The 23,678-nt window shown below is 63.6% G+C and carries 23 protein-coding genes; 9 read left to right on the top strand and 14 right to left on the bottom strand.

Going from position 1 to position 23,678, the window contains the following annotated elements; genetic code table 11:
* The 3 genes from AC1D1P_RS01230 to AC1D1P_RS01220 all read left to right on the top strand — a co-directional run.
* Positions 1 to 546, top strand: a 546-nt coding sequence (locus AC1D1P_RS01230; protein ID WP_477671852.1) for a COG1470 family protein, incomplete at its 5' end; no start/stop codon positions are given.
* The gene (locus AC1D1P_RS01225) at positions 543 to 2,639 is read left to right on the top strand and encodes an SdrD B-like domain-containing protein (protein WP_477671851.1); all 2,097 of its coding nucleotides are present in this window, start codon (positions 543 to 545) and stop codon (positions 2,637 to 2,639) included. The genes AC1D1P_RS01230 and AC1D1P_RS01225, both read left to right, overlap by 4 nt.
* Before the next feature lie 312 nt (positions 2,640 to 2,951).
* A complete protein-coding gene (locus AC1D1P_RS01220; RefSeq protein ID WP_477671850.1) occupies positions 2,952 to 3,449 on the top strand; it encodes a hypothetical protein in 498 nt (165 codons plus the stop codon).
* Between the two features lie 34 nt (positions 3,450 to 3,483).
* Here the strand turns inward: AC1D1P_RS01220 and AC1D1P_RS01215 are convergent, their stop codons facing one another.
* From AC1D1P_RS01215 to AC1D1P_RS01155, 13 genes are all read right to left on the bottom strand, one after another.
* Positions 3,484 to 4,818: an esterase/lipase family protein gene (locus AC1D1P_RS01215; RefSeq protein WP_477671849.1), complete on the bottom strand. Its 1,335-nt coding sequence runs from the start codon at positions 4,816 to 4,818 to the stop codon at positions 3,484 to 3,486.
* A gap of 171 nt (positions 4,819 to 4,989) precedes the next feature.
* Entirely contained in the window at positions 4,990 to 6,225 is a 1,236-nt protein-coding gene (locus tag AC1D1P_RS01210) for a serine hydrolase domain-containing protein (RefSeq protein WP_477671848.1), read from the bottom strand.
* 329 nt (positions 6,226 to 6,554) lie between these two features.
* Entirely contained in the window at positions 6,555 to 6,932 is a 378-nt protein-coding gene (locus tag AC1D1P_RS01205) for a response regulator (RefSeq protein WP_477668640.1), read from the bottom strand.
* Positions 6,933 to 7,040: 108 nt separating this feature from the next.
* Positions 7,041 to 7,907 carry a pseudouridine synthase gene (locus tag AC1D1P_RS01200; RefSeq protein WP_477671847.1) on the bottom strand — a complete coding sequence of 289 codons (867 nt, stop codon included), beginning with the start codon at positions 7,905 to 7,907 and terminating at the stop codon, positions 7,041 to 7,043.
* Between the two features lie 83 nt (positions 7,908 to 7,990).
* Positions 7,991 to 8,695 carry a two-component system response regulator KdpE gene (gene kdpE, locus AC1D1P_RS01195; protein WP_477671846.1) on the bottom strand — a complete coding sequence of 235 codons (705 nt, stop codon included), beginning with the start codon at positions 8,693 to 8,695 and terminating at the stop codon, positions 7,991 to 7,993.
* 19 nt (positions 8,696 to 8,714) lie between these two features.
* Entirely contained in the window at positions 8,715 to 11,423 is a 2,709-nt protein-coding gene (locus tag AC1D1P_RS01190) for a DUF4118 domain-containing protein (RefSeq protein ID WP_477671845.1), read from the bottom strand.
* A gap of 33 nt (positions 11,424 to 11,456) precedes the next feature.
* Positions 11,457 to 11,633 (bottom strand): hypothetical protein, encoded by a 177-nt coding sequence (locus AC1D1P_RS01185; protein WP_477668644.1) that lies wholly within the window; start codon positions 11,631 to 11,633, stop codon positions 11,457 to 11,459.
* Positions 11,634 to 11,644: 11 nt separating this feature from the next.
* Entirely contained in the window at positions 11,645 to 12,217 is a 573-nt protein-coding gene (gene kdpC / locus AC1D1P_RS01180; RefSeq protein WP_477671844.1) for a potassium-transporting ATPase subunit KdpC, read from the bottom strand.
* Positions 12,218 to 12,241: 24 nt separating this feature from the next.
* Positions 12,242 to 14,317 carry a potassium-transporting ATPase subunit KdpB gene (gene kdpB, locus AC1D1P_RS01175; protein ID WP_477671843.1) on the bottom strand — a complete coding sequence of 692 codons (2,076 nt, stop codon included), beginning with the start codon at positions 14,315 to 14,317 and terminating at the stop codon, positions 12,242 to 12,244.
* A 25-nt stretch (positions 14,318 to 14,342) separates the two neighbouring features.
* Positions 14,343 to 16,142 (bottom strand): potassium-transporting ATPase subunit KdpA, encoded by a 1,800-nt coding sequence (gene kdpA, locus AC1D1P_RS01170; RefSeq protein WP_477671842.1) that lies wholly within the window; start codon positions 16,140 to 16,142, stop codon positions 14,343 to 14,345.
* The gene (locus tag AC1D1P_RS01165; RefSeq protein WP_457281368.1) at positions 16,142 to 16,240 is read right to left on the bottom strand and encodes a potassium-transporting ATPase subunit F; all 99 of its coding nucleotides are present in this window, start codon (positions 16,238 to 16,240) and stop codon (positions 16,142 to 16,144) included. Before AC1D1P_RS01165 ends, kdpA begins: the two co-directional genes overlap by 1 nt.
* A gap of 216 nt (positions 16,241 to 16,456) precedes the next feature.
* The gene (locus AC1D1P_RS01160; protein ID WP_477668648.1) at positions 16,457 to 16,648 is read right to left on the bottom strand and encodes a hypothetical protein; all 192 of its coding nucleotides are present in this window, start codon (positions 16,646 to 16,648) and stop codon (positions 16,457 to 16,459) included.
* Positions 16,649 to 16,661: 13 nt separating this feature from the next.
* The gene (locus tag AC1D1P_RS01155; protein ID WP_477671841.1) at positions 16,662 to 17,447 is read right to left on the bottom strand and encodes a sulfite exporter TauE/SafE family protein; all 786 of its coding nucleotides are present in this window, start codon (positions 17,445 to 17,447) and stop codon (positions 16,662 to 16,664) included.
* 93 nt (positions 17,448 to 17,540) lie between these two features.
* Here AC1D1P_RS01155 and AC1D1P_RS01150 point away from each other — a divergent pair, with 93 nt between their 5' ends.
* Genes AC1D1P_RS01150 through AC1D1P_RS01140 form a run of 3 tightly spaced genes read left to right on the top strand, consistent with a single transcriptional unit; the run spans position 17,541 to position 19,508 of the window.
* Entirely contained in the window at positions 17,541 to 18,482 is a 942-nt protein-coding gene (locus tag AC1D1P_RS01150) for a LysR family transcriptional regulator (RefSeq protein WP_477671840.1), read from the top strand.
* Between the two features lie 4 nt (positions 18,483 to 18,486).
* A complete protein-coding gene (locus tag AC1D1P_RS01145) occupies positions 18,487 to 19,155 on the top strand; it encodes an HD domain-containing protein (RefSeq protein ID WP_477671839.1) in 669 nt (222 codons plus the stop codon).
* Entirely contained in the window at positions 19,152 to 19,508 is a 357-nt protein-coding gene (locus tag AC1D1P_RS01140; protein ID WP_477671838.1) for a hypothetical protein, read from the top strand. Before AC1D1P_RS01145 ends, AC1D1P_RS01140 begins: the two co-directional genes overlap by 4 nt.
* 211 nt (positions 19,509 to 19,719) lie before the next feature.
* On the opposite strand, the gene AC1D1P_RS01135 is transcribed toward AC1D1P_RS01140, so the two are convergent.
* Positions 19,720 to 20,433 (bottom strand): Crp/Fnr family transcriptional regulator, encoded by a 714-nt coding sequence (locus tag AC1D1P_RS01135; protein WP_477668930.1) that lies wholly within the window; start codon positions 20,431 to 20,433, stop codon positions 19,720 to 19,722.
* A gap of 175 nt (positions 20,434 to 20,608) precedes the next feature.
* Between AC1D1P_RS01135 and AC1D1P_RS01130 the strand changes: the two genes are divergently transcribed.
* From AC1D1P_RS01130 to AC1D1P_RS01120, 3 genes are all read left to right on the top strand, one after another.
* Positions 20,609 to 22,555, top strand: a complete 1,947-nt coding sequence (locus AC1D1P_RS01130) for an AMP-dependent synthetase/ligase (RefSeq protein ID WP_477668653.1) — start codon at positions 20,609 to 20,611, stop codon at positions 22,553 to 22,555.
* A complete protein-coding gene (locus tag AC1D1P_RS01125; protein WP_477668654.1) occupies positions 22,552 to 23,334 on the top strand; it encodes an ABC transporter ATP-binding protein in 783 nt (260 codons plus the stop codon). The genes AC1D1P_RS01130 and AC1D1P_RS01125 overlap by 4 nt, the downstream gene beginning before the upstream one ends.
* 135 nt (positions 23,335 to 23,469) lie before the next feature.
* A partial coding sequence (locus AC1D1P_RS01120; RefSeq protein WP_477671837.1) for an ABC transporter permease subunit occupies positions 23,470 to 23,678 on the top strand: 209 nt, incomplete at its 3' end.

The following is a 23,678-nucleotide window of genomic DNA, read 5'->3' as shown; positions in this document are numbered from 1 at the left end:
CGACCATGGGTGGCCATCGAGCGGCGCGAACTCACCGTTGCGGGTGGGCGTCCTTACCGGTTTCGCTTTGAAGTCAATGTGCCCCCCGATGCAAAGCCTGGTGAATGCCGCTTTGCCATCATGCTGGAAGGCCAGGAGCAGGTTACCCGCATGGAGTCGGGCCCCCCCATCCCATTTTCCGCGCGTCTCGGCGTGGTGGTGTACGTCACCATCGGCGGCGCCACACCGGAGCTGAGCGTCGCCGGCTCGGGCGTCCAGACCGTGAACGGCAAGCCCACACCCGTCCTGCAGATCCGCAACAGCGGCACGGCCCACGGCCGTGTCACCGGCTTCCTGAACGGCACCGATGCATCCAATACCTCACTGGAATTTTCGCCAGCCAACACCCCCATACTTCCCGGCGAGACACGCACGATCCCACTGAGTGCCACTCGCCCGGGAGACCAGGACACCGCGGCGCAGATCCGCTATCCCGTCACGGTGCGCGGCAAGCTCGAATGGGGCAAAGGCCAAACACAAAGTATTGAGCAGCGCTTCGCCCCATGAAGCGACGAGCGCACACGCCGATCATCCCTTCTTCCTTGCCACTCAAGTGGTGGCGCATCGGCCTTGCAGGACTTGGGACCGGTTTTGCAACGGCTGCGGCCCTGGCCCAGGCAACGGCTCCGCCCGCTGAGGGCCAGCCTTATGTGGACCGCGTTATGGAGGGCCTGCCGGACCCTGACGGCGGACTTCAGCTGAAGGCCAGCGAATACAACGAAGCTGGCTGGCCGCGAAGCTGGCGTGTTGACTATTCCCTGTTCAAGCAGAACGGTGGCGGTGGCGACACCACCTCCCGCGCGTTGGGCATAGGCGGCTTCGTGGACACACCGAACCACGGCGCGCTCTCGATCAATGCCAACCTGGTCCAGCAGCAGTCGAATGCGCCGGGCAACCAGGCCCAAAACAGCGGCAGCACCTGGCGCATTGACCAGCGCGCCCTGCCGCTGGACGGCGGCTGGTTTGCCAACCACAACGCGGGCGACATCAATACCGTCAGCACCCGGCTCGCCCGTGGTACCGGGCGGGTATCGGTGCCGGCCACGCCCATCCGGGGTGTTGGTGGACAGYGGTACCTCAACGACGCCGTAGACCTGAACGCAGCCGCGGGACGTACCGGCCTCTTTAGCGGGCTGGATGCCGTCGGCTTCCAGACTTCCGGCGGCAGCATCGGGTCTGCCGGTGCGCAATTTCGCCTTCCCACCGGTGACGCATTGGGGGCAGGAAGCCGCACTGACGCCGCATTCCAGTTGATCGACGGTAAAAATATTTCGGACAACGGAGGCTTCGGCAACTCATTGAACACCCGCGCTTACTTTGCTGCGGCGTCCTGGGAAGGCGCAGCGCCGTGGGGCACGGGACTGGCTACCGGCTATGGGTCGCCCAGCGAGCGGGTCGGCGGCCTGCGCATGCAGGCCAACCTGGTGCGCAGCAACAGCACGCAGGGCGGCGAAGCCACTGGCCTCTGGCTGGATGCCGCGTGGCGCACCGAACGCTGGCGTACCACAGCCGGTGTTTTCCGCTTTGAACCCAATTTGCGCTGGGGCACCACGGTCCTCGCCAGCGACCTGCAAGGCGTCTACTGGCAGGCCGACACCTCCACCCGGCAGTGGCAAGCCGGGTATGCGGTCGAGCTGAGTGACAGCGTGAGCCGTGCCGGCGCAGGCAGCGGTGCGTCGGGACGCAGTGCCTTCATCAACGTCAACGGCCGCTACCTGCTCGATTCGCGCAACTCGGTGGGCGCGGCCCTGAGCTTTCGTACCATCACCAGCCCCGGCCAGTCGGCGCAGCTGTCCTGGAGCCGCGCCAGCGACTGGGGCCAGACACAATGGCGCGCCGACCTGGCCAATGCATCCGGCGTCCGGACAACCCGGCTCGGGGTAGACCAAAGCTGGCCGGTTGTCTTGCCGGCCACTTTCGGCACCTCGCTGGCATGGGAGCGGATGAGCGGCAATGTCAGCCCCACCACAGGCCTGATCTGGGGCATTCTTGGCACCCTGTCGCCGTGGTCGCAATGGTCGCTGGATGGGTCGGTGCGGGGTGCACGCCGCAGCGACGGCGGCGAGTCGGTCAATGCCAATGTCGGCGTGAGCTGGCAACCTTATGGCGGCTGGTCGCTCACCCTTCGTTACACCGAGTCACGCGGGCAGGAACCGCTTCCGGCACTGGTGGTCTCGGCCCTGACGGCAGCAACGCAGCAGGCCATTGCAACCACCCAGACCAACCGCAGCATCCAGCTGCTGCTGCGCTACGAAGACCGGGCCGGCACCTCCACAGCACCGCTAGGCGGCCTGCCCGGAACCGGCTCCGGCGGGCTGACAGGCACGGTGTTTTTCGACGCAGACAGCAATGGCCGCAGGGAAGCGTCCGAAGGTGGCGTGCCTGGTGTCACCGTCATCCTCGACCGGCGCTACGTGACACGAACCGACAGCCAGGGCCGCTACGAGTTTCCCTACGTGGCGGCCGGAGATCATTTGATTGAAATTTCTCCGGACAACGTTCCCTTGCCCTGGAGCCCGGTTCTTCGCGATCCTGCGAAGACGGTCATTYTGGTACGCCAAACCAATTCRCTCGACTTCGCCGTGCAGCGCGAACGCTGAAAACACCGCCTCCGCTCCACGGAGAGCCCGTGTGAGTTGATGGCTGCGTCAAAACTCAGAACGTCTGAGCTCGGGGCCGCGGCAGCCCTCGGAAAACTCAAAAATTGACAAATCGATGGGTTCGTTCGGCAGCAATTTGATGAAACAATCAAAAACAAGCTGAAATTTGCTGAAAAACCGAATAAACCGGTAAATAAGTCACACATTTGCTGGCATTAATGTATTGCATCACTTTTATCAATTTAGTTACTATTGAGGCGTACTTAATCACTTCACAGGTTCAGCTCCGTGTCCTCCTGCAGCACCTACCCAATGTCTTTCAGCCGCCTCATGGCGCTGTCGGCGCTGCTGGTGGCCATGTTCTGCATACCGCAGAGTTCACGAGCTGGCGAGATGCTGAGTGTTGACAAACCCCAGGCCAGCACAAAGCTGGATTTCGCCATCGTCATTCCGGCTGTGCTTCGTATCCTGGAAAACAACCACCCGGCAGCCCTGCTTTCTGCCGACACCACGGGATCCCTCATTTCCGCCACACAGCGCATGGTGCTGGTATCGACCCTGGGCAAGGGCTTCTGCATGGATTTGCAGCTCAACCAGCAGCAAGTAGCGGGCTGGCAGCTGAACGTCAGCGGCAGCGCGGGCACACGCGTCGAGGCAGCCGACGGCGGCTACCGGGTTTGTGCACTGCGTCCCGGCCGTTTTGAATTGGCACTGCAACACGCCTTCAGCCTAAAGGAACGCAAACCCGGCGCAGACGCCTCGGCCTCCAACTTCAGCTGGCCCGTCAGTGTGAGCCTGGTCACCCCCTGACCAGATTGCGTAAAACCCCCGGCCGCCAGGAAGGCTAACGGCCCAGCCATTGCACCAGCTGGCGCGTCACCTCGGGGCGGCCCAGCAATTCCATGTGATTCATGCCTTGTGCCACCCACTGGTTTTCCGGCGCAAACGCTAGCGTGCGGGCCRCCTCTTCATGCAGGCCCAGGGCGCTTTCCAGCGACACCAGCCCATCGCCCACCATCTTGCGCGCCAGTGCCTCCCTGACCGGAACCAGGGGGCCGCGGCCGGCTGAAAGCGTGGTGGCGGCGACCGCATAACAATCCACGCCCGCGGGCAGGGGCACGACCTCCCGCACGTCTGGGCCACGTTCAAAACGCCCCGCCTGCCGCCAGTCGGCTTCCAGCACGTTGCCGTGGCGCAAGTCAGTGATGCCGGCACTGCGCACCTGGCCGATCCTGGCAAAGGGCCGTGTCACCAGGTTGCTGCCCAGCACGCCGTCGACCCAGCTGCCCAACCGCTCCAGCGGCGCGCCGTGATGGGGTGTTCCCAAAAATACCATGGCCTTGAGCTGCTGCAGCCAGCTGTGGCCCGTCTGGGCTGCGTGGTGGCAGGCGCTGCGCGCAACCAGGCCGCCCATGCTGTGCACCAGCAGCGTCACGTCCTGCGCCGGTTGCGGCCAGGCTTTGACCAGTTGCTGCAACAGGCCGGCCAATTGCTCGCCGTTGGCCGAGGTATGCAGCCCCGTGTTGTAGTGCAGGTACACCGGCGTGTAACCCAGCTCGCGCGCAAGCTGGCCGCCATGGCCCTGCGGCAGCGCGCTGTTGCCGCACCACTGCAGGTCATTCATGCACAGCCCGTGAACCATCACCAGGATTTTTCCCGTCGCTTGCGGCAGCCGCGCGGCCAGCGCCTGTGGGTCCAGCACCAGCGGCTGGCCTTCATGGCGCAAGCTCATGCGGATCGCCAACGGATTGGCGGTGTCCAGCAGCAGGTCACCCAGCACGCCGTTCAGGGCCGAAAGCATGGCCTCGCGCTGCGGTGAAGAAGCCTGCGCGCCGGCCAGCGGCGCTGCGCGCGACAACACCGCATTGGCCGCCCCGCCTGCCAGCCGCGTGACGCCCCTGATGCTGCCGTAGACCCAGCCCGTGATGCCGGAAGGCTTGACGCCGCTGCTTCCCGGCGCGCTGTCGACGAACCTTGAACCCAACAGGCCAAACGGTGCGGCCACGGCTTTGTACACATTGCCCTGCACGGTTTCTGCCAGTCCCGTGACGCCCAACGTTGCCTGCGTGGCAAGCTGGGCCAGCCCCTGGATGTCGGAAACATGCAGCCAGGTGGGCAACAGCTTCGATGAAGAAGTGGAAGTGCCTGCTACGGTGTCTGTCGGGCCTGGTGTGCGCATGCCACGATTGTGGGGGCAAGAGCGTGCGCGCGCCAGCGATACCGCATGGCGGGCGTTTTGTAAGTAAAAATGCCGGCTGGCCTTTATGGGCGGGCGCAAGCAGCTACCAATTTAATAGCAAGTCCGTGAGAACCCTTATCACCGGCAACATCCTGCCAGCCCTTCAGCGCCTTACTTGCAAAGGTGCAGCAACTCCGTCGGTGCAGCCGTTTCAACACCCACGGGGTTGGGTGTAACCACCGGCACAGGCTCGGGCGCGCCCGGGTTCAGCACGTTGTGGATGCGCGCCGCAAGCGCAAAGCGTGGATACGCGGCGTCGCCCACCGTATTGCTGCCATTGGCCAGCAACACCACGTCATAGCCGCTACCGTAGCCCGCATCGACCGATGCAAAACTGACCGTCTGCCCGCCGGCACCATAACTGCCTGGCCCGCCCAGCGCGGTCAGGCCCATGCCGATGGGCGCAGATTCTCCGTCGGCCAGGCGCGCCGGTGTACGCATCAGCACAAGGCTGTCGGCCGACACGATGGCGCCGCTTCTCAGTGCGCCGTTCCATCGCACCATGTCGGACGCGGTGGACACCACGCCGCCTGTCGCGTCGAAGCCCGAGTTGAGGTCGGGGCACACCAGCCATCGGTCACCCGGCTTCACGCGGTAGTAGCCGCGCGCAGCCTCAGGCCGCGGCTGCGGCCCCAGCAGATAGGAAGCCGACATGCCTGCAGGCTGGAACAGCAGCTGCGTGAAGGCCGTCTCCAGCGGTTGCCCGCTGGCGCGCTCGATCACGCGGCCCAGCAGGATATAGCCGGCATTCGAATAGTCGTAGGCCGTGCCCGGCGGTGCATAGAGACCGCGCGCATTGAGGTTGGCAAAAAACGTCTCCCTGGGAATGGGCGGCTCCTGCAGCACGGCCGGCACGCTGCCCACCAGCAGGTCATCGGGGTCTTTTTTGGCACCAGGAATGCCGGCCACCATCTGCATGACCTGGGCGATGGTGGGGTCCGGCCGGTAACGCAGCTCGGGGATCCAGTGCGACAGCGGGTCGGCCAGCGAGATTTTTTTCTGTTCCTGCAGCTTCAGCAATGCCGCTGCAGTGAGCTGCTTGGTGACCGAGCCGATCTTCACCGGCGTGGAGGACGTCATGGGCACGCCGGCACGCAGGTCGGCCGCGCCATAGCCGCGTGCATAGAGCACCGTGCCGGCCTTGCCCACCGCCAGTTGAAGGCCTGGCAACACACCCGGAACATATTCGGCGACCAACGCGTCGATTTGCCCAGCCACCGCGGGCGGTATCGCCGGCCGCTCAACCTGGGCCTGCGACGCGCAGGCACCCAGTGCCAGACAGCAGGCCGCCACTCTGTGGGCCAGCGGACGCTTTGAAAATCCCTCGACAGGATGGCAGCTGTGCATCTGTGTATCCCTCCATGGTTGGACCTGGGMCCGTTATGGCGTTATCAGGCCCTAGCTTACTTCTGTTGGAGGACTACTTCCGCTGGAAGCGGTTTTGCAGAAAAACCGGTACGTCCATTGCCCGTGAAACATGACGGCCTGCTTTCGCTACGGCTGGACGCTGAACGATGGGAGGCGGGTCAATTCCAGCTGTGCGGACATCTTCGGATTTCGGCAAGACAGGGATCGCATCAGCAGCATGCGCATCGTTGACGACACCCATCCCCTGCTGCGCCAGGAGGTGGGTGACAAATACGCGCCTGATTCCGCCTGGGGCCTGTTAACGAGCCCTAGTGCAGGGTCGTTTGTTCCTGGCAATAGTCAAACAGGCCCTCTAGCTCACTGGATTTGTCGAACACCGCATCGGCCCCGAGTTCGGCGGCGCGCCTGCGGATTTCATCCGTCGCATAGTTGCTCAGGACAACCACCTTCTGGTAGGGCTCACGGTTGCGGCAGCCTGCGAGAACGCCCAGCCCGCTGCCTTCTTTCAGGAAAAGATCCACGATGGCCAGATGCCACTCGCCGTCGTGAAGTTTCAGCCAGCGGGTGGCCTCGGTCTGGGTGGCGCCGTGGCCCGTTACCTGGACAGCGGCAATCTCCTTGAGCGCCTCTATCAGGTTCTCAAGAACGATCTCGTTGTCTTCAACCAGGTAAGTAATAAGTGCCATAGAACCCACTTTAGGCCGCAGGCTGAAGGATGTTGCCATCCGTTGGCCCACATCCGGGTAGGACAGGGGCACGCTCGGCAACGGCACGGGCAAGCCCGGGCGGGCAGGCTAGAAGTGCTCGTGCGGCGCCAGGTAGCGCCATTGGCCAACTGGTAAGTGGCCCAGGTTGACATTGCCAATACGCACGCGCTTCAGTCCGGTGACAAACAGGCCGACCTGCTCGCACATGCGGCGAATCTGGCGCTTTTTGCCTTCCTTGAGCACAAAACGCAGCTGCTCGGGGTTTTGCCATGACACCTGCGCGGGCTTGAGCGCCTGGCCGTCCAGGCTCAGGCCATGGTTCAGCAAGGCCAGCTTTTCGCGCGGGAACAAGGCCTGCACGTTGGCAGTTTCGTCGCCCTTTTCGGTTCTGTAGCTGACACGCACCAGATACTCTTTTTCGATCTCGGAGTCTTCACCGATGAGCTGGCGCGCCACACGGCCATCCTGCGTCAGCACCAGCAACCCGATGGAGTCAATGTCCAGCCGTCCGGCCGGCGCCAGTCCGCGCAACTGCTCATGGCCCCAGCGCATGCGGCTGTTGCATTCGCGCCAGCGGTTTTGCGGCTGCACCAGCACCACGGCCGGCTCATGCCCGTCTTCGGCCTGGCCGCTGACATAACCGACCGGCTTGTTGATCAGGATGGTGACCTGCTGGCGCTGCTGCTGCTCGGCCTGGCGGTCAATCTCGATGCGTGCATCCACGGCCACCGGTTGCCCCATGATGGCCGGTGCACCGTTCACACGCACCCAGCCGCGGGCGATCCAGTCATCGGCTTCACGGCGCGAGCACAGGCCCAGTTCGGCCATGCGCTTGTTCAGCCGCACAGTGGGGGCCGGTGCACCTGGTGCGGGTGCCGGGGCGGCGGTTTTCGGAATTCGCACGGCCGCACCCACGGGTTTCGGAGCCGGGCCGGGTTTGAGAGGTTCTGTCATTTGCTATATATTTTATAGCTGCTTGCGCACGTCAATCGTGGTCTGCAGCCATATTTGTCATTCAATCCGGGCGGAAAGCGCCGTCAGGCCACCCAAAGGCGATAACCCACAGCCGTTTCCGTGATCAGGTGTTTGGGCTGCGCCGGATCGGCCTCAAGCTTCTGGCGCAGGTGGCCCATGTAGATGCGCAGGTAGTGATTTTGCCCGGCATGGGCGGGGCCCCACACCTCGCGCAACAGCTGGCGGTGGGTCAGCACCCGCCCGGCGTTGGTCATCAACACGGTGAGCAGGCGGTATTCAATAGGCGTGAGGTGCACCTCCACACCGCCGCGGCGCACCAGCCGCGCCTGGCGGTCCACCACCACATCGCCAAAGGTAAAAAGCGGCTCGTCAGGCGTTCCGTCAGCACTGGCAGCGCGCGGGCGGCGCAGGTTGGCACGCACACGGGCCAGCAGCTCGCCCACGCCGAAGGGCTTGGTCAGGTAGTCGTCGGCGCCGGCGTCCAGCGCGGCAATTTTGTCGGCCTCGTCGGCGCGCGCCGACAGCACCACAATCGGCACGGCCGACCAGCCGCGCACATCGCGAATCACCTCCAGCCCGTCGCCGTCGGGCAAGCCCAGGTCCAACACCAGCAGGTCGGGCTTGCGGGTGCCGGCCTCGGTCAGCCCGCGCTTGCCGGTGTCCGCCTCGAAGACCTGCCAGCCTTCGGCTTCCAGCGCCGCGCGCACAAAGCGGCGTATCTGCGGCTCGTCTTCAATCACAACGGCAACGGGTGCGGGGTGGGACATGGGTAAAGAGGAAGAAAGGTCAGGCGGTTTCGGGCAGGCCATGCGGCGGCGGGCGGCGCGGCAGGGTGATGGTGAATTCTGCACCACCGCCCGGCGCATTGGCGGCCGTGATTTGCCCGCGGTGCGCCTGCACCACTGCCTGACAGATGGCCAGGCCCAGCCCCACGCCCGGCGTGGCCGACTCGGCCTCGCCGCGCGTGAACTTCTCGAACAGCTCATGCTCCCGACCCTTGAGGGCCGCGGGCAGGCCGGGCCCGTGGTCACGCACCGCCAGCGTCAGCGCCTGCTCCGTCGCCTCTGCGCTGACTTCTATGGGGGCCTGCCCGTACTTGGCGGCGTTTTCCAGCAGGTTGACGAGCACGCGCTCCATCAGCACCGCGTCAAATTCGACCAGCGGCAGATCGGCGGGTAGCGCCGCCGTAACAGCCTTGCCGGCCAGCGCGTGCTGTGCCTGGCGGATCGCCGAGCCGACGATTTCCTCGACCGACTGCCATTCGCTCCGCAAGTTAACAGCCCCGCTTTGCAGCCGCGCCATGTCCAGCAGGTTGTTGACCAGTGCGCTCAGGTGGCGCGCTTCGCTGCCGATGGCGCGCGCCGTCTGGGACTGCGCCTCGCTCAGTGGCGGCGCCATGCCTTGCAGGGAATCGGCCAGGCCTATCAAGGCAGTCAGAGGGGTGCGCACATCGTGCGAAATCGCCGCCAGCAGCATATTGCGCAGTTTCTCGGACTCCATCTGCACCACCGCCTGCTGGGCCACCTCCACGTAGTGCACGCGCTCCTGCGCGATGGCGATCTGCCGCGCCAGGGTTTCGAGCTGCTGCATCTGCTCGGGAATCAGCAGCCAGCGCGGCTGGGCAGGCTTGAGCGCCAGCACGCCGCGCACGCGCATCGGCGCCTTGAGCGGGATGTAATGCCATGCCTGCGCTGACAAGGTAGCGGTGGCCAGCCCCGCCGGCTGTTCGTTGCGGAACACCCAGTCGGCCACGCTGGCGTCAAAATCCGCGGGCGGTTGGGCGGGCGGCAGCAACTGGTCGTGGCTGTCGGTCACCATCACCAGCGCCTGCCCGCCGAAGTTGCGCTGCGCGGCTGCTTCGCCGAGTTCCATGACCTGCTCACTCAGCAGCGCCGCTGACAGGTCGCGCGTGAGCTCGAACAGCGATTGCGCGCGGCGCTCGCGGCTGGCCGCAATGCGCGCCTGAAACCGCAGGCCTGCCGTGAGCTGCCCGGTTAGCAGCCCCACCATCAGCATGACGGAAAATGTCAACAGGTACTGCACGTCGCTGACGGCAAACGACAAGCGGGGCGGCACAAAGAAAAAGTCAAACGCCGCCACATTGAGGAAAGCCGCCAGCGCCGCCGGTCCACGCCCGAACTTCAACGCCACCAGCACCGTACCGAGCAAAAACAGCATCACGATGTTGGCGAGGTCAAAAAAGCTGAGCAAGGGCAAAGCCAGCACGGTGACGGCTGCGCTGCTGGCCGCAGCCCATGCGTATCGCGGCACGCTCTCCTGCCAGGCCGCAGCCTCGTCATCGTCGGCAGAACGCTGCACGGCGCGCGCCAGTCGCCGCGCGCTGTCGGCGTGGCCCACTTCCACGATGTCCAGGGTAGGCGCCAGCGTCGCCAGCCGGCGCGTCATGGTGGAGCCGGCCCACAGCGCGCGCCAGCCCGGCAGTTGCGGGCGCCCCACTACCAGCGTGGCGCAGTTGAGCTGCTGTGCCTGCGCCACCAGTTCGGCCGCGGCATCGCTGCCGGTCAACACCGCCGTGGCAGCGCCCAGCTCTTCGGCCAGCTGGATGACGGCGAGGATGCGGTCGCGCCTGGCGACCTCGAGAAGCTGCAGGCGCGGCGTTTCCACATAAGCCGCATGCCAGCGCACATTGAGCTGGCCGGCCAGGCGCGCCGCCGTGCGCACGGTCTGCTCGGCCCCTTCGCGCGGGCCTATGCAGGCGAGGATGGCGCCTTCGGTGTTCCAGACCAGGGAGATGGACTTCTCGACGCGGTAACTGCGCACGTCGTCTTCCACATGCTCGGCCGTGCGCCTGAGCGCGATCTCACGCAGCGCGATCAGATTGCCCTTGCGGAAGAAATTCTGCGCCGCGCGCTCAGCCTGCTGCGGCAGGTAGACCTTGCCGGCCTTCAGCCGTGCCATCAGCTCGTCGGGCGTGACGTCAACCAAAATGATTTCATCGGCGCCGTCCAGCACCGTGTCCGGTACGGTTTCATGCACGCGTATACCGGTGATGGCTCCCACCGTGCCGTTGAGGCTTTCCAGGTGCTGCACGTTGACCGCCGACCAGACGTCGATGCCGGCTTCCAGCAACTCCTGCACGTCCTGCCAGCGCTTGGCGTGGCGCGACCCCTCGACATTGCTGTGGGCGAGCTCGTCGACCAGCAACAGCGATGGCTTGCGCGCCAGCGCCGCGTCCAGGTCGAACTCTTTCAACCTGTGCCCGCGGTAGGCCACCTCCTGCAGGGGCAACTGCTCAAGCCCGGCCAGCAATTCCATGGTTTCGCTGCGGCCATGCGTTTCGACCACGCCGACCAGCACATCCCGCCCGGTCTTGCGCTCGCGCTGCGCGGCGCTGAGCATGGCGTAGGTTTTGCCCACACCGGCGCTGGCGCCGAAGTAGATGCGCAAACGGCCGCGGCGCGCTCTTTCTTCCTCGCCGCGCAGGCGGTCGAGAAGCTCGTCGGGGTCAGGGCGGGAGTCGGGAAAACTGGCCATGCCGTTGCGCTATTACTGGGTGATTCAAAAGTTTCAAAGATCGCCTCGCAAAGGGTAACACCGGGTGTGTTCTTCCTGTTCGCCTGACTCGCCATCTTTTGGCATGCCGGACTCCTGCCTTTCACCGCGGCCTGCGATCCACCAGGCCACCGCCAACGGCACGCCAAAGGCGGCCAGCGCACACAAGACCCGCAAAAGATCAGAGTCCATGGAAATTTCTCTTAACGAAGCGCTTCCAGCGCGAGGTTGAGTTGCAGCACATTCACCTGGGCCTCACCCAGAAATCCCAGCAAGGGTTGCCCGGTGTGCTGTTCGACCAGGGACTGCACCTTCTCAGGCGCCAGGCCGCGTGCTTTAGCAACGCGGGCCTCCTGGTAGCGCGCCGCAGCCGGGCTGATGTGCGGGTCCAGCCCACTGGCAGACGCCGTGACCAAGTCCACCGGCACCTGGACCGTGTTGCCCGGATCGGCCGCTTTCAGCGCTTCGACACGGCCCTTGACCGCGTCGACCAGCGCAGGATTCAGCGGGCCCTGGTTGGAGCCGCTGGAAGCCGATGCGTTGTAAGGCATGGGCCCCGTGGCCGATGGGCGGCCCCAGAAGTTTTTGGGGTCGCTGAAGTTTTGCCCGATCAGCGAAGAGCCGACAACCTTGCCGTCACGCTGGATCAGGCTGCCGCCGGCCTGCGCCGGAAACAACGATTGCGCGGCGCCGGTCACCACCAGGGGATAAGCCACGCCGGTGACCAGGGTCAGCACAGCGAACATCACAATTGCGGGGCGAAGAATATTTGTCATGAGGATTCCTTGATATGCAGGTGTTCAGGCGAGGTTCAGTGCTACCAGCAGCAGGTCAATCGCCTTGATKCCGATAAARGGCACGATGAGRCCGCCCAGGCCGTAAATAAGCAGGTTGCGGCGCAGCAGCGTRGCGGCGCCCACAGCGCGGTATTTCACACCCTTGAGCGCGAGCGGGATCAGGAACATGATGATCAGCGCGTTGAAAATCACCGCCGACAAAATCGCCGACGACGGGCTGCCCAGTCGCATCACATTGAGTGCGGCCAGTTGCGGGTAAGTGGTCACAAAGATCGCCGGAATGATGGCGAAGTACTTGGCTACGTCGTTGGCGATTGAAAACGTGGTGAGCGAGCCGCGCGTCATCAGCAGGGCCTTGCCGGTCTCCACAATCTCCAGCAGCTTGGTGGGGTTGGAGTCGAGGTCCACCATGTTGCCGGCTTCCTTGGCGGCCTGGGTGCCGCTGTTCATGGCCACCGCCACGTCGGCCTGGGCCAGTGCCGGCGCGTCATTGGTGCCGTCGCCCGTCATCGCCACCAGCCGGCCTTCGGCCTGGTACTGGCGTATCAGCTTCAGCTTGTCTTCGGGCGTGGCCTCGGCCAGGAAGTCGTCAACACCCGCCTCGGCGGCGATGGCAGCGGCCGTGAGCTTGTTGTCGCCGGTGATCATCACCGTCTTGATGCCCATGCGGCGCAGTTCGCCGAAGCGTTCCTTGATGCCGGCCTTGACAATGTCTTTCAGCTCCACGATGCCCAACACCGTACTGCCGTCGGCCACGGCCAGCGGCGTGCTGCCGCGGCGCGACACGTCATCTGAAGCACGCAAAACTTCAGCCGGAACGGTTCCGCCCAGTGCTTCCACATGCTTGCGAATCGCATCGACCGCACCTTTGCGCAGTTGCCGCTTGCTTCCATCGGGGTTCAAGGCGTCCATTCCGCTCATGCGGGTTTGCGCGGTAAAGGCAACCTCAGTCACGGCCTGCATGGGCGACTGGCTCACGGCCAGCTTCAAGGCCAACGCCACGATGCTGCGGCCTTCCGGCGTTTCATCTGCATAGGAAGCCTGCATGGCGCAGGTGGCGAGCGCTTTTTCAGACACGCCGGGCGCGGGCAAAAAGCTCGAAGCCTGGCGATTGCCGTGGGTGATGGTGCCGGTCTTGTCCAGCAGCAGCACGTCCACGTCGCCGGCAGCCTCAACCGCGCGGCCCGACGTGGCGATGACATTGGCCTGCATCATGCGGCTCATGCCGGCCACACCCACGGCCGACAGCAGGCCGCCAATCGTGGTCGGGATCAGGCAGACCAGCAACGCCACCAGTGCAGTGATGCTCACTACCGTGCCTGCCCCCACGGCTCCCACGCTGAACACGGAGAACGGCAGCAAGGTGACCGTGACCACCAGGAAGACGATGGTCAGCGCCACCAACAGGATGGTCAGTGCGATTTCATTGGGCGTCTTCTGCCGTTTGGCGCCTTCGACCATGCTGATCATGCGGTCCAGGAAGGATTCGCCAGGGTTGACCGTGATGCGTACCACCAGCCAGTCGGACAGCACGCGTGTGCCGCCGGTCACTGCGGAGAAGTCGCCGCCCGACTCGCGCACCACCGGGGCCGATTCGCCGGTGATGGCACTTTCGTCGACCGAGGCCACGCCTTCAATCACTTCTCCGTCCAACGGAACCATGTCGCCGGCATCGACCAGCACCACGTCTCCTTTTCTAAGATTTTCAGCTTCTTGCGGCAGGAATGTGGAACCATGCCGGGGCTCCTTGAGCTTCTTGGCCCAGGTGCTTTTTTTCAGGCTCCGCAGCGATGCGGCTTGTGCCTTGCTACGGCCTTCGGCCAGGGCTTCGGCGAAGTTGGCGAACAACACGGTGAACCACAGCCAGACGGCCACGGCAAAGATAAATCCGGCCGGTGCTTCGCCCTGCCCCTGCAGGGCCTGCAGGCCCAGCAAGGTCGTGAGAATGCTGCCGATATAGACGACAAACATGACCGGGTTGCGCCACTGCACGCGCGGGCTCAGCTTGGTAAACGAAGCCACGATAGCCGGCTTGAGCAGCGCGGGATCCAGCAACATTAAAGATTTTTTGGTACTCATATAGGTTTCTCTTTGAGCCTTGCGGTTATTTGCCTGGCCACAGCATCAGGTGCTCGACCATGGGGCCCAGCGCCAGGCCGGGCACGTAGTTAAGCAACCCCACCAGCAGCACAGTGCCKATCARCAGCGTCACGAACAGCGGGCCGTGCGTGGGCATGGTGCCGGCCGTAACCGGCAGGCGTTTCTTGGCGGCCAGCGCACCGGCAATGGCCAGCACCGGAACGATAAAGCCGAAGCGCCCCAGCCACATGACGATGCCCAGCAGCGTGTTGTAGAACGGCGTGTTGGCAGACAGGCCCGCGAAGGCGCTGCCGTTGTTGTTGCCGGCCGAGCTCAGCGCATAGAGGATTTCGGAGAAACCGTGCGCGCCGGGGTTGGCAATGCCAGCCTTGCCTGCGCCCGCCAATACGGCGATGGCGGTGCCGGCCAGCACCAGGATGGGCGTGACCAGGATGGCGATCGAAGTCAGCTTCATCTCGTGCGCCTCGATCTTCTTGCCCAGGTATTCCGGCGTGCGGCCGATCATGAGGCCGGCGATGAACACCGCCAGGATGGCGAAGATCAGCATGCCGTAGAGGCCCGTGCCAACGCCGCCGAACACCACCTCGCCCAGCTGCATCATCACCATGGGCACCATGCCGCCCAACGGCGTGAAGGAGTCGTGCATGGCATTGACCGCGCCGCAGGAGGCCGCCGTCGTGATGACCGCGAACAGGCTGGAGGCATTGATGCCGAAGCGGGTTTCCTTGCCTTCCATGTTGCCGCCGGCCTGCAGCGCGCTGGCCGTCTGGTCCACACCCAAAGGTTGCAACAACGGGTTGCCGGCTTGCTCAGCCGGGGTGATGGCTACCACCGCGATGACAAACATCACAGTCATCGCGGTCAGCACGGCCCAGCCCTGGCGCTGGTCGCCCACCGCGCGGCCGAAGGCGAAGCACAGCGCCGCCGGAATCAGGAAGATGGACAACATCTGAAAGAAATTGCTCAGCGCGGTCGGGTTTTCATAAGGGTGCGCTGAATTGGCGTTGAAGAAGCCGCCGCCGTTGGTGCCCAGCATCTTGATGGCTTCCTGAGACGCGACCGGGCCCATGGCCAGGGTCTGCTTGTCGGATTTGGCATCCTCCATCACGGGATTGCCCTTGTCGTCTTTCAGCGCCTGGCCATCAGGGCCGTTTTTCGGCTGCTGATAGCTAGTCACTTCCAGCGTGCTCACGTCTTTGTAGGCATCAAAGTTCTGGATGACGCCCTGCCCCACAAGGAAGACGGCAAACACCAGCGACAGCGGCAGCAGCAGCCAGGCCGTGATGCGCGTCACGTCCACCCAGAAGTTGCCGATGGCGCCGGTCGCCCGCGCAGCAAAACCGCGGAACAGCGCAAACACCACGGCAATGCCGGTGGCGGCCGAGAAGAAGTTCTGCACAGCGAGCACCAGCATCTGCGTGAGGTAGCTCATGGTGGACTCGCCGGCATAGCCCTGCCAGTTGGTGTTGGAGACAAAGCTGACGGCGGTGTTGAAGGCCGAGTCGGGCGTTACCGCGGCCATGCCGGCCGGGTTGAGCGGCAGCCAGACCTGCAAGCGCTGCAGTGCATAAACGGCCAACACACCGAGCGCATTGAAAGCCAGCAAGGCCAGCGCGTACTGCGACCACTTCATGTTGGTATCGGCCGATGTGCCGGCCAGGCGGTACAGCGGCGCTTCCGCCTTGTGCATCCAGTTGGGGAGGCTGCCGGAATACAGACGGGCCAGCCAGATGCCCAGCGGCCACGCAGTGGCCAGCAATACACCCAGAAAAAGGGCCAGCAGACCCCAAGACGAGTTGCTCATCAAAACTCCTCGGCGCAGATCAGCGCATAGACGAGGTAGGTGAGCAGCAGGACAGCACAGACGCCGCCAAAGCCGTACAAAACGTCCAGGCTGATCATGAACGGCCTCCTTCGGACTTTTCAAGCTTCTGGAAGCCCCAGACCAGCAAGACCATCACACCCCAGAGGGCGGCGGCACCAAGAATAAACGCGAGATCCATGATCTTTCTCCAACAAACAACGATGGGGAAAGTTTCGGATCCGGTGTGTAAAAACGGGGATGAAAGACCGGCAGCCGGTATAAAGAAAGCGTAAAAATCAGGGGTTAAACCCTGTTCAGGCCGATACGTGAGGCCGCATCACCACGCGCAGGTGCAGCGCGCGCAGGGCGTCAATGTCGTCCAGCAGGGACGAGGCCTCGGGCAGCGGGGAAACCGGGTCATCGGCGAGCTCCAGCAGCAAGAGCAGACGTGCGGCTTTGGCATGGAGCGCCTCCATAGCCTGCGAAACCTCGCTGTGGTTTTCCATCGCACCGGCGTGGCTAGCGCATCGCGCTGCGAGTGACCATGTAAATGCCTATCAGCAGCAGACCGGTGAAAAAAAGGCGCCTGAAACCCTTCTCGCCCACCCGCCCGCGCAGCTTCTGACCGGCGGCCATCCCCAACAAGGCAGCAGGCAATGGCAGCAGCAAACTCCAGCCACCCGGCATGCTGCCCATGGCAAAAGAGCCTTCCATCACCAGGCGCAGAAAAAGTGCGGCAGTGGAAACGGTGAAGGACAGGCCCAGCGCCTGCACCAGTTCGTCTTTCTTGAGCGACAAGGCCTGCAGGTAAGGTACAGCCGGAAAGACAAACACGCCGGTGGCCGAGGTGATGGCGCCGGTCGCCAAGCCGGCAGCGAAGGAAAAAACCCGCTCACCGCGCGGCGGGACCGCCAGCGGCAGTGCGCACAGCCCCAGCAGCGCGTAAATGATCAGCGCAGCGCCCAGGCCTGCCGACGCGAGGTCCGTATCAAGGGTAACCAGGCTGACCGGTGCCCACAGCGTCCCCGCGACCACCCCAGCCTGCAGCGGCCACAGACGCCGCAACAGGCTTTCCAGCGCAGCGCCATCCCACATCTGCCAGGCATTCGTCAGCAACGAAGGCAGGATCAGGATGACGGCTGCCTGCGCAGGCGGCATCACGCCGGCCAGCAAGCCCATGGAAAGTGTTGGCAACCCCAGGCCCACCACGCCCTTGACGAGGCCGGCCAGCAGGAATACGCCGGCGACGACGGCCATCAAGAGGGTGTCGTTCCCTGCACCCATGAAGTTGTTCATTGAGTTCATGTCGCCGATTCTGCGCAGCGGCGCGTTTGCGCTCAAGCGGTAATATCCGTTCACAGCCTTCGCCGTTACCGAAGGCTAAAACGCCTTCAGCCCATGCCCGCCACCCTTCGCTTTGACCTTATCGACCTTCGGCTGTTTCTGCACACCGTCGATACCGGCAGTATCACAGCGGGCAGCAGGCTTTCGCACCTGGCGCTCGCCTCGGCCAGCGCACGCATACGCGGCATGGAAGACGCATTGGGGGTGCCGCTGCTGGAGCGTCTGCGCGCCGGTGTGAAACCGACCAAGGCCGGCCTGGCCGTGGCTCACCATGCGCGGCTGGTGTTGCAGCAAATCGAGCGCATGCATGGTGAGATCGGCGACTATGCGGGCTGGCTGGCGGGCAAGGTGCGTTTGCTGTCGAACACCGCCGCCATCACCGACTACCTGCCGCAGGCGCTGGCGGATTTCCTCAACACCCATCCAGCCATCGACGTCGACCTGGAGGAGCGTCCCAGCCACCTGATCGTGTCGCAGTTGCTGGGCCAGGTGGCCGACCTCGGCATCGTGGCCGACTCCGCCGACATCTCCAGCCTTGAATCAAAACCTTTCCGGCGCGACCAGCTGGTGCTGGTGGTTCCAGCCGGCAGCGGATTCGGCCGCCAGCGCCATGCTCCGTTCGGGCAAGCCCTGGGCCATGACTTCGTCGGCCTGGGGGAAGACAGCGCGCTGCAACAGCACCTGAACTTGCAGGCCGAACGCCTGGGGCTGCGCATGCGGACCCGCATACGGCTGCGCAGCTTTGAGGCAGTCTGCCGCATGGTGGAGGCGGGCGTCGGCGTGGCGGTGGTGCCGGCCGTCGCGGCCGAACGCCATGTGGAGGCAGGCAAGCTGCGCAGCCTCAAGCTGACCGACACCTGGGCCGACCGGCAATTGCTGATCTGCGCGCGCCGCTTTGACCAGCTGTCGCTGCCGGCGCTGCGACTGGTCGAGTCCCTGTGCGCGCCTGCCGCGCCGCCGGAGCGCTCACACACGCACAAAACGCCCAAACGATAAAGTCATGCCCATGCAAACCCCTGAACCCACAGACCTGCTGGCCCGATCCTGGCGGCATTGCGCGGGCGCCCTTGCCGCACGGCCGATCGGGCCTGCGGTGTTTGATGAACTGGTGGCGCGCTACTCGGAGCCGCACCGCAAGTACCACACGCTGCAGCACCTCACGGAATGCCTCGCGCATTTCGAGGCCGTTCGCGATCTGGCCGTACAGCCCGCAGAGGTCGAGATGGCGTTGTGGTTCCATGATGCGATTTACGACACGCAGCGCCACGACAACGAGGAAACAAGCGCCGACTGGGCTCGCGAGGTGCTGCTGGCGCACGGCACTGCCACGGCCGCCGCGCAGCGTGTTCACGACCTGGTCATGGCCACCCGCCATACGGCGCTGCCAGCCTCGCCTGACGAACAGTTGCTGGTTGACATCGACCTGTCCATCCTGGGCGCGGGCCCAGCCAGGTTTGCCGAGTATGAGCAGCAGATTCGGGACGAATATGCTTTTGTGCCCGCTGCCCTGTTCCGGAAAAAACGGGGCGAAATCCTGCAGGGTTTCCTGGACCGGCCTGTGATCTACAGCACGGCGCATTTCCGCGAAACACTGGAAGCACGTGCACGCGAGAACCTGTGCAGGGCGATTGCCGGCACGACTTCGGCAACCACCCCTTCAGCACCATGAACATCTGCCCCCATTGCCACCAGGCCGGAATCAAAACCTGGGAAAAACGTCTCTCCAGCCGAGGCAACCCCGCCACCTGCACCTTGTGCGGAGGGCTCTCGCATGTTCTGGCCAGCTCTGCGGGCGGCACATTTGTCCTCACATCCGTCCTGTTGGTGATTGCCGTCCTTGCCGGCTTCTTGACCAACTCATGGCTGGCCGGGTTGTCGGGTGCACTGCTGGCGGCGGCCTACAACCTGTGGGCATGGCAACGCGAAGTGCTTTGGCCAATCCTCAAGGAAAACGCCCAGGCTGCAAACCGCGCCAATTGGGTGGTCGAAGCGGTTTCCATCTTTATTTTGTTTCTTTCCTGAGGACGGCGGCTGTACTGGTCACACCAAGCGCTCCTGATTTCATAGCTGCTTGCGCCCGTTCTGATTGGTCTGCAGGCACTTTTGGCACCTGAAAAGCGCCCCAAACCGCACCCCAAACGCCCAAAACGGCTCCCCGGGCAGTTCAACCCGCCCAACACACTTGCTATTAATTCAGTAGCTGCTTGCGCTCGTCCCTATTGGCCTGCAGCCTTTATTTGCTTGAGAAAACACTGGACCGCAGGGCGCCCAGGTCGAGCACGCGCAGGCCGCCGTATTCGATGCGGATAAAGCCCCGGGCCTGCAGCGTGCTCAGCGCCTCGTTCACGCGCTGGCGCGACAGGCCCACGAGGTAGGCCATTTCCTGCTGCGTGATGCGCAGGATTTCGCCCACACCCGGGTACAACACCGGGTTGAACAGCGCGGCCAGGCTGCGTGCCACACGGATGTCGGGGTTGTTCATGCGGTCGATTTCGCGCGCCACGATGAACTGGCCCAGGCGCTCGTTGAGCTGGTTCATCACAAAGCGGTTAAAGCCGATGGAATGGTCCAGCAACCAGTGGAAGTCGTCGACCGGCAGCCCCGCCACCACCGTCTTGCGCAGGGCCTGGATGTTGTAGCGGTAGGGCTCGCGCTTGAGCACCGTGCCTTCGCCGAACCAGGCGCCCGGCGGCAGGCCGGTGAAGGTCATGGTGGCGCCCTGCTCGCTGTCGGTGCTCATCTTGAGCAAGCCCTCGACGACGCCGAACCAGTAGGTCACCGGCTTGCCGACACGGCACACGTAGTCGCCGATGTTGGCGTCGCCGACGCGCACGCTCGCCACGGCGCGCTCGCGCTCGGCCGGCAACAGCTCATTCAGCCAATGGATGCCGGCGAGCTCCTGCGCGTCGGGCATGCGGGCACGGATCTGCATCGATTGGCCTGTCATCGTCACCATGCGCGCTGTCCTAAGGGAAAGTCCGGGGGAGTAATCACCCTTGAATTGTCGTCCGAACGACAACCTAACGTCAAACGCATGCCTACGATGCATTCACAAGACAACTTTCGGGCTAGCCGGCAAGCGAGCGACTCCCCGAAGGCATAACGACCGCGAGACAAGGACCATGCAGACCACTTTTCCGAGACTGTTGCTCAAACATGCGGCTGAGCGCCCCGGCGCTCCGGCCATGCGCGAAAAAGAGTACGGCATCTGGCAGGCGCACAGCTGGGCCGGCATGGCGCAGCTGGTGGAGCGCATCGCCTGCGGCCTGCATGAAGCCGGGCTGCAGCGTGGCGAGCACATGGTCATCATCGGCGCCAACCGGCCGCGCCTCTATGCCACCATGCTGGCCGCGCAGTCGCTGGGCGCCATACCCATTCCGCTTTACCAGGACGCCGTGGGCGCCGAGTGTGTCTTTCCCATCAACAATGCCGACGTACGTTTTGCGCTGGTGGAAGACCAGGAGCAGGTCGACAAGCTGCTGGAGATACGCAGCCAGTGCCCGCAACTGGACCAGATCATTTATGACGACCCGCGCGGCCTGCGCAACTATGCCGAGGCCGGACTGCAATCGCTGGACGCCTTGCTGGAAAAGGGTGAAGCCTTTGCCGCAAAGCAACCCGGCTTCTTCAAGAGCGAAGTCGAAAAATCCCGGCCGGATGATGTGGCCGCGATGTTTTTCACCTCGGGCACCACGGGCAACCCCAAGGGCGTGGTCCACACCCACAACACCCTGCTGGACCGCGCCAGGGCCGGCGCCGACTTCGACAAACTCACCTCCGGCGAGGAAGTGCTGGCCTACTTGCCACCCGCGTGGGTCGGTCAGAACATCTTCAGCTATGCGCAATGGCTGGCCTGCGGCTATGTGGTGAATTGCCCCGAAAGCGCGAGCACCGTGATGATCGACCTGAAAGAAGTCGGCCCGACCTATTACTTTGCGCCACCGCGGATTTTCGAAAGCCTGCTGACGACCGTGATGATCCGCATGGAAGACGCGGGCCGCATCAAGCGCGGCATGTTCAACTATTTCATGGGCGTGGCCAAACGCGCCGGCCCAGCCCTGATGGACGGCAAACCCGTCGGTGGCATGGACAGACTGCTGTATGCGCTGGGCAGCGTAATGGTCTATGGCCCGCTGCGCAACACGCTGGGTTTTTCGCGCGTTCGCGTGGCCTACACCGCGGGTGAAGCGATTGGGCCGGACCTCTTTACCTTCTATCGTTCCATCGGCATCAACCTCAAGCAGCTCTATGGCTCGACAGAGACCGCCGTGTTTGTGTGCCTGCAGCCGGACAACGAGGCGCGTGCCGATACGGTAGGGGTGCCGATCAGCGGCGTGCAAATCAAGGTGGCCGACAACGGGGAAATCCTGGTCAAGTCCGCCGGCCTGCTCAAGGAATATTACAAAAACCCCACGGCGACGGCCGAGGTGCTGAGCGCCGACGGCTGGTATCACACCAGCGACGCGGGCTTTATCGATGCCAGCGGCCACCTCAAGATCATCGACCGCGTGAAAGACGTGGGCCGCATCAAGGGCGGTGCCAACGACGGCGCGATGTTCGCGCCCAAATACGTGGAAAACAAACTCAAGTTCTTCCCGCACATCAAGGAAGTCGTTGCCTATGGCGACGGCCGTGAAAAAGTCTGCGTGATGATCAACATCGACTTCGACGCCGTGGGCAACTGGGCCGAACGCCGCAACCTGCCCTACGCCGGCTACACCGATCTGGCGCAGAAGCCCGAGGTCTACCAGCTCATCAAGGAATGTGTCGAAAAAGTCAACGCCGACCTCAGCGTGGATGCGCTGCTGGCCGGCTCACAGGTCAGCCGCTTCCTGGTGCTGCACAAGGAGCTRGACGCAGATGACGGTGAACTCACACGAACGAACAAGGTGCGGCGCGGCTTCATTGCCGAGAAGTACCAGCCGCTGATCGATGCGCTCTATGGCGACAAGACCGAACAGTTCATTGAAACGGTCGTGAAGTTTGAAGACGGCCGCAGCGGCAGCGTCAGCGCGACCCTGAAGATCAGTGACACCCAGACTTTTGCGCCCGTGAAGGCAGCAGCATGACTAAAAAGATCGGCGACGTCATATTGGACGTCAACAACATCAGCCTGAGTTTTGGCGGGGTCAAGGCCCTCTCGGATATTTCCTTCAATGTGAAAGAGCACGAGATTCGCGCCATCATCGGCCCCAATGGTGCGGGCAAGAGCTCCATGCTCAACTGCATCAACGGCGTTTATGCGCCGCAGCAGGGCTCCATCACTTTCCGCGGCCAGACCTTCAAGCACATGAACAGCCATCAGGTGGCGGTCATGGGCGTGGCGCGCACTTTCCAGAATCTGGCGCTCTTCAAGGGCATGAGCGTGCTCGACAACATCATGTCGGGCCGCAACCTAAAGATCAAAAGCAACCTGCTGCTGCAGGCGCTGCGCATAGGTCCCGCCGAAAAAGAAGAAATCATGCACCGCGAGGCAGTGGAAAAAATCATCGACTTCCTGGAAATCCAGGCCTATCGCAAGACGCCCGTCGGGCAACTGCCCTACGGTTTGCAAAAACGCGTTGACCTGGGCCGTGCGCTGGCGATGGAGCCGCAAGTCCTGCTGCTCGACGAACCCATGGCCGGCATGAACGTCGAGGAAAAACAGGACATGTGCCGCTTCGTACTCGACGTGAACGACGAGTTCGGCACCACCGTCGTGCTGATCGAGCACGACATGGGCGTGGTGATGGACATCTCCGACCGCGTAGTGGTGCTCGACTACGGCAAAAAAATCGGCGACGGCACCCCCGACGAAGTACGCAACAACGAAGACGTGATCAAGGCTTACCTCGGAACGAGCCACTAACCATGAACAAAAAATCCCAACTGAACAAATCCAGCGACCGCCGCGGAACCGGCTTCGCCGGGCCGCTAGCGGTGTCCCCCTCAGGGGGAGAGGCGGCTACACGAAGTGAGCCCGCAACAGGGGGGAGCCAATAACATGGGTTCATTTCTTGAGACCATTATCGGCGGCCTCATGTCCGGCATGCTGTATTCGCTGGTCGCGCTGGGCTTTGTGCTGATCTACAAGGCTTCGGGCGTCTTCAATTTCGCCCAAGGCGCGATGGTGCTGTTCGCGGCACTGGCCATGGCGCGGTTCTCCGAATGGATACCGCAATGGACGGGCCTGGACAGCAAGTTCATCAACAA

This window comes from Polaromonas sp. P1_E1_2 (assembly GCF_056406035.1).
The sequence above is the reverse complement of the archived record's forward strand: the minus strand, read 5'-3'. Positions and strand labels throughout refer to the sequence as shown.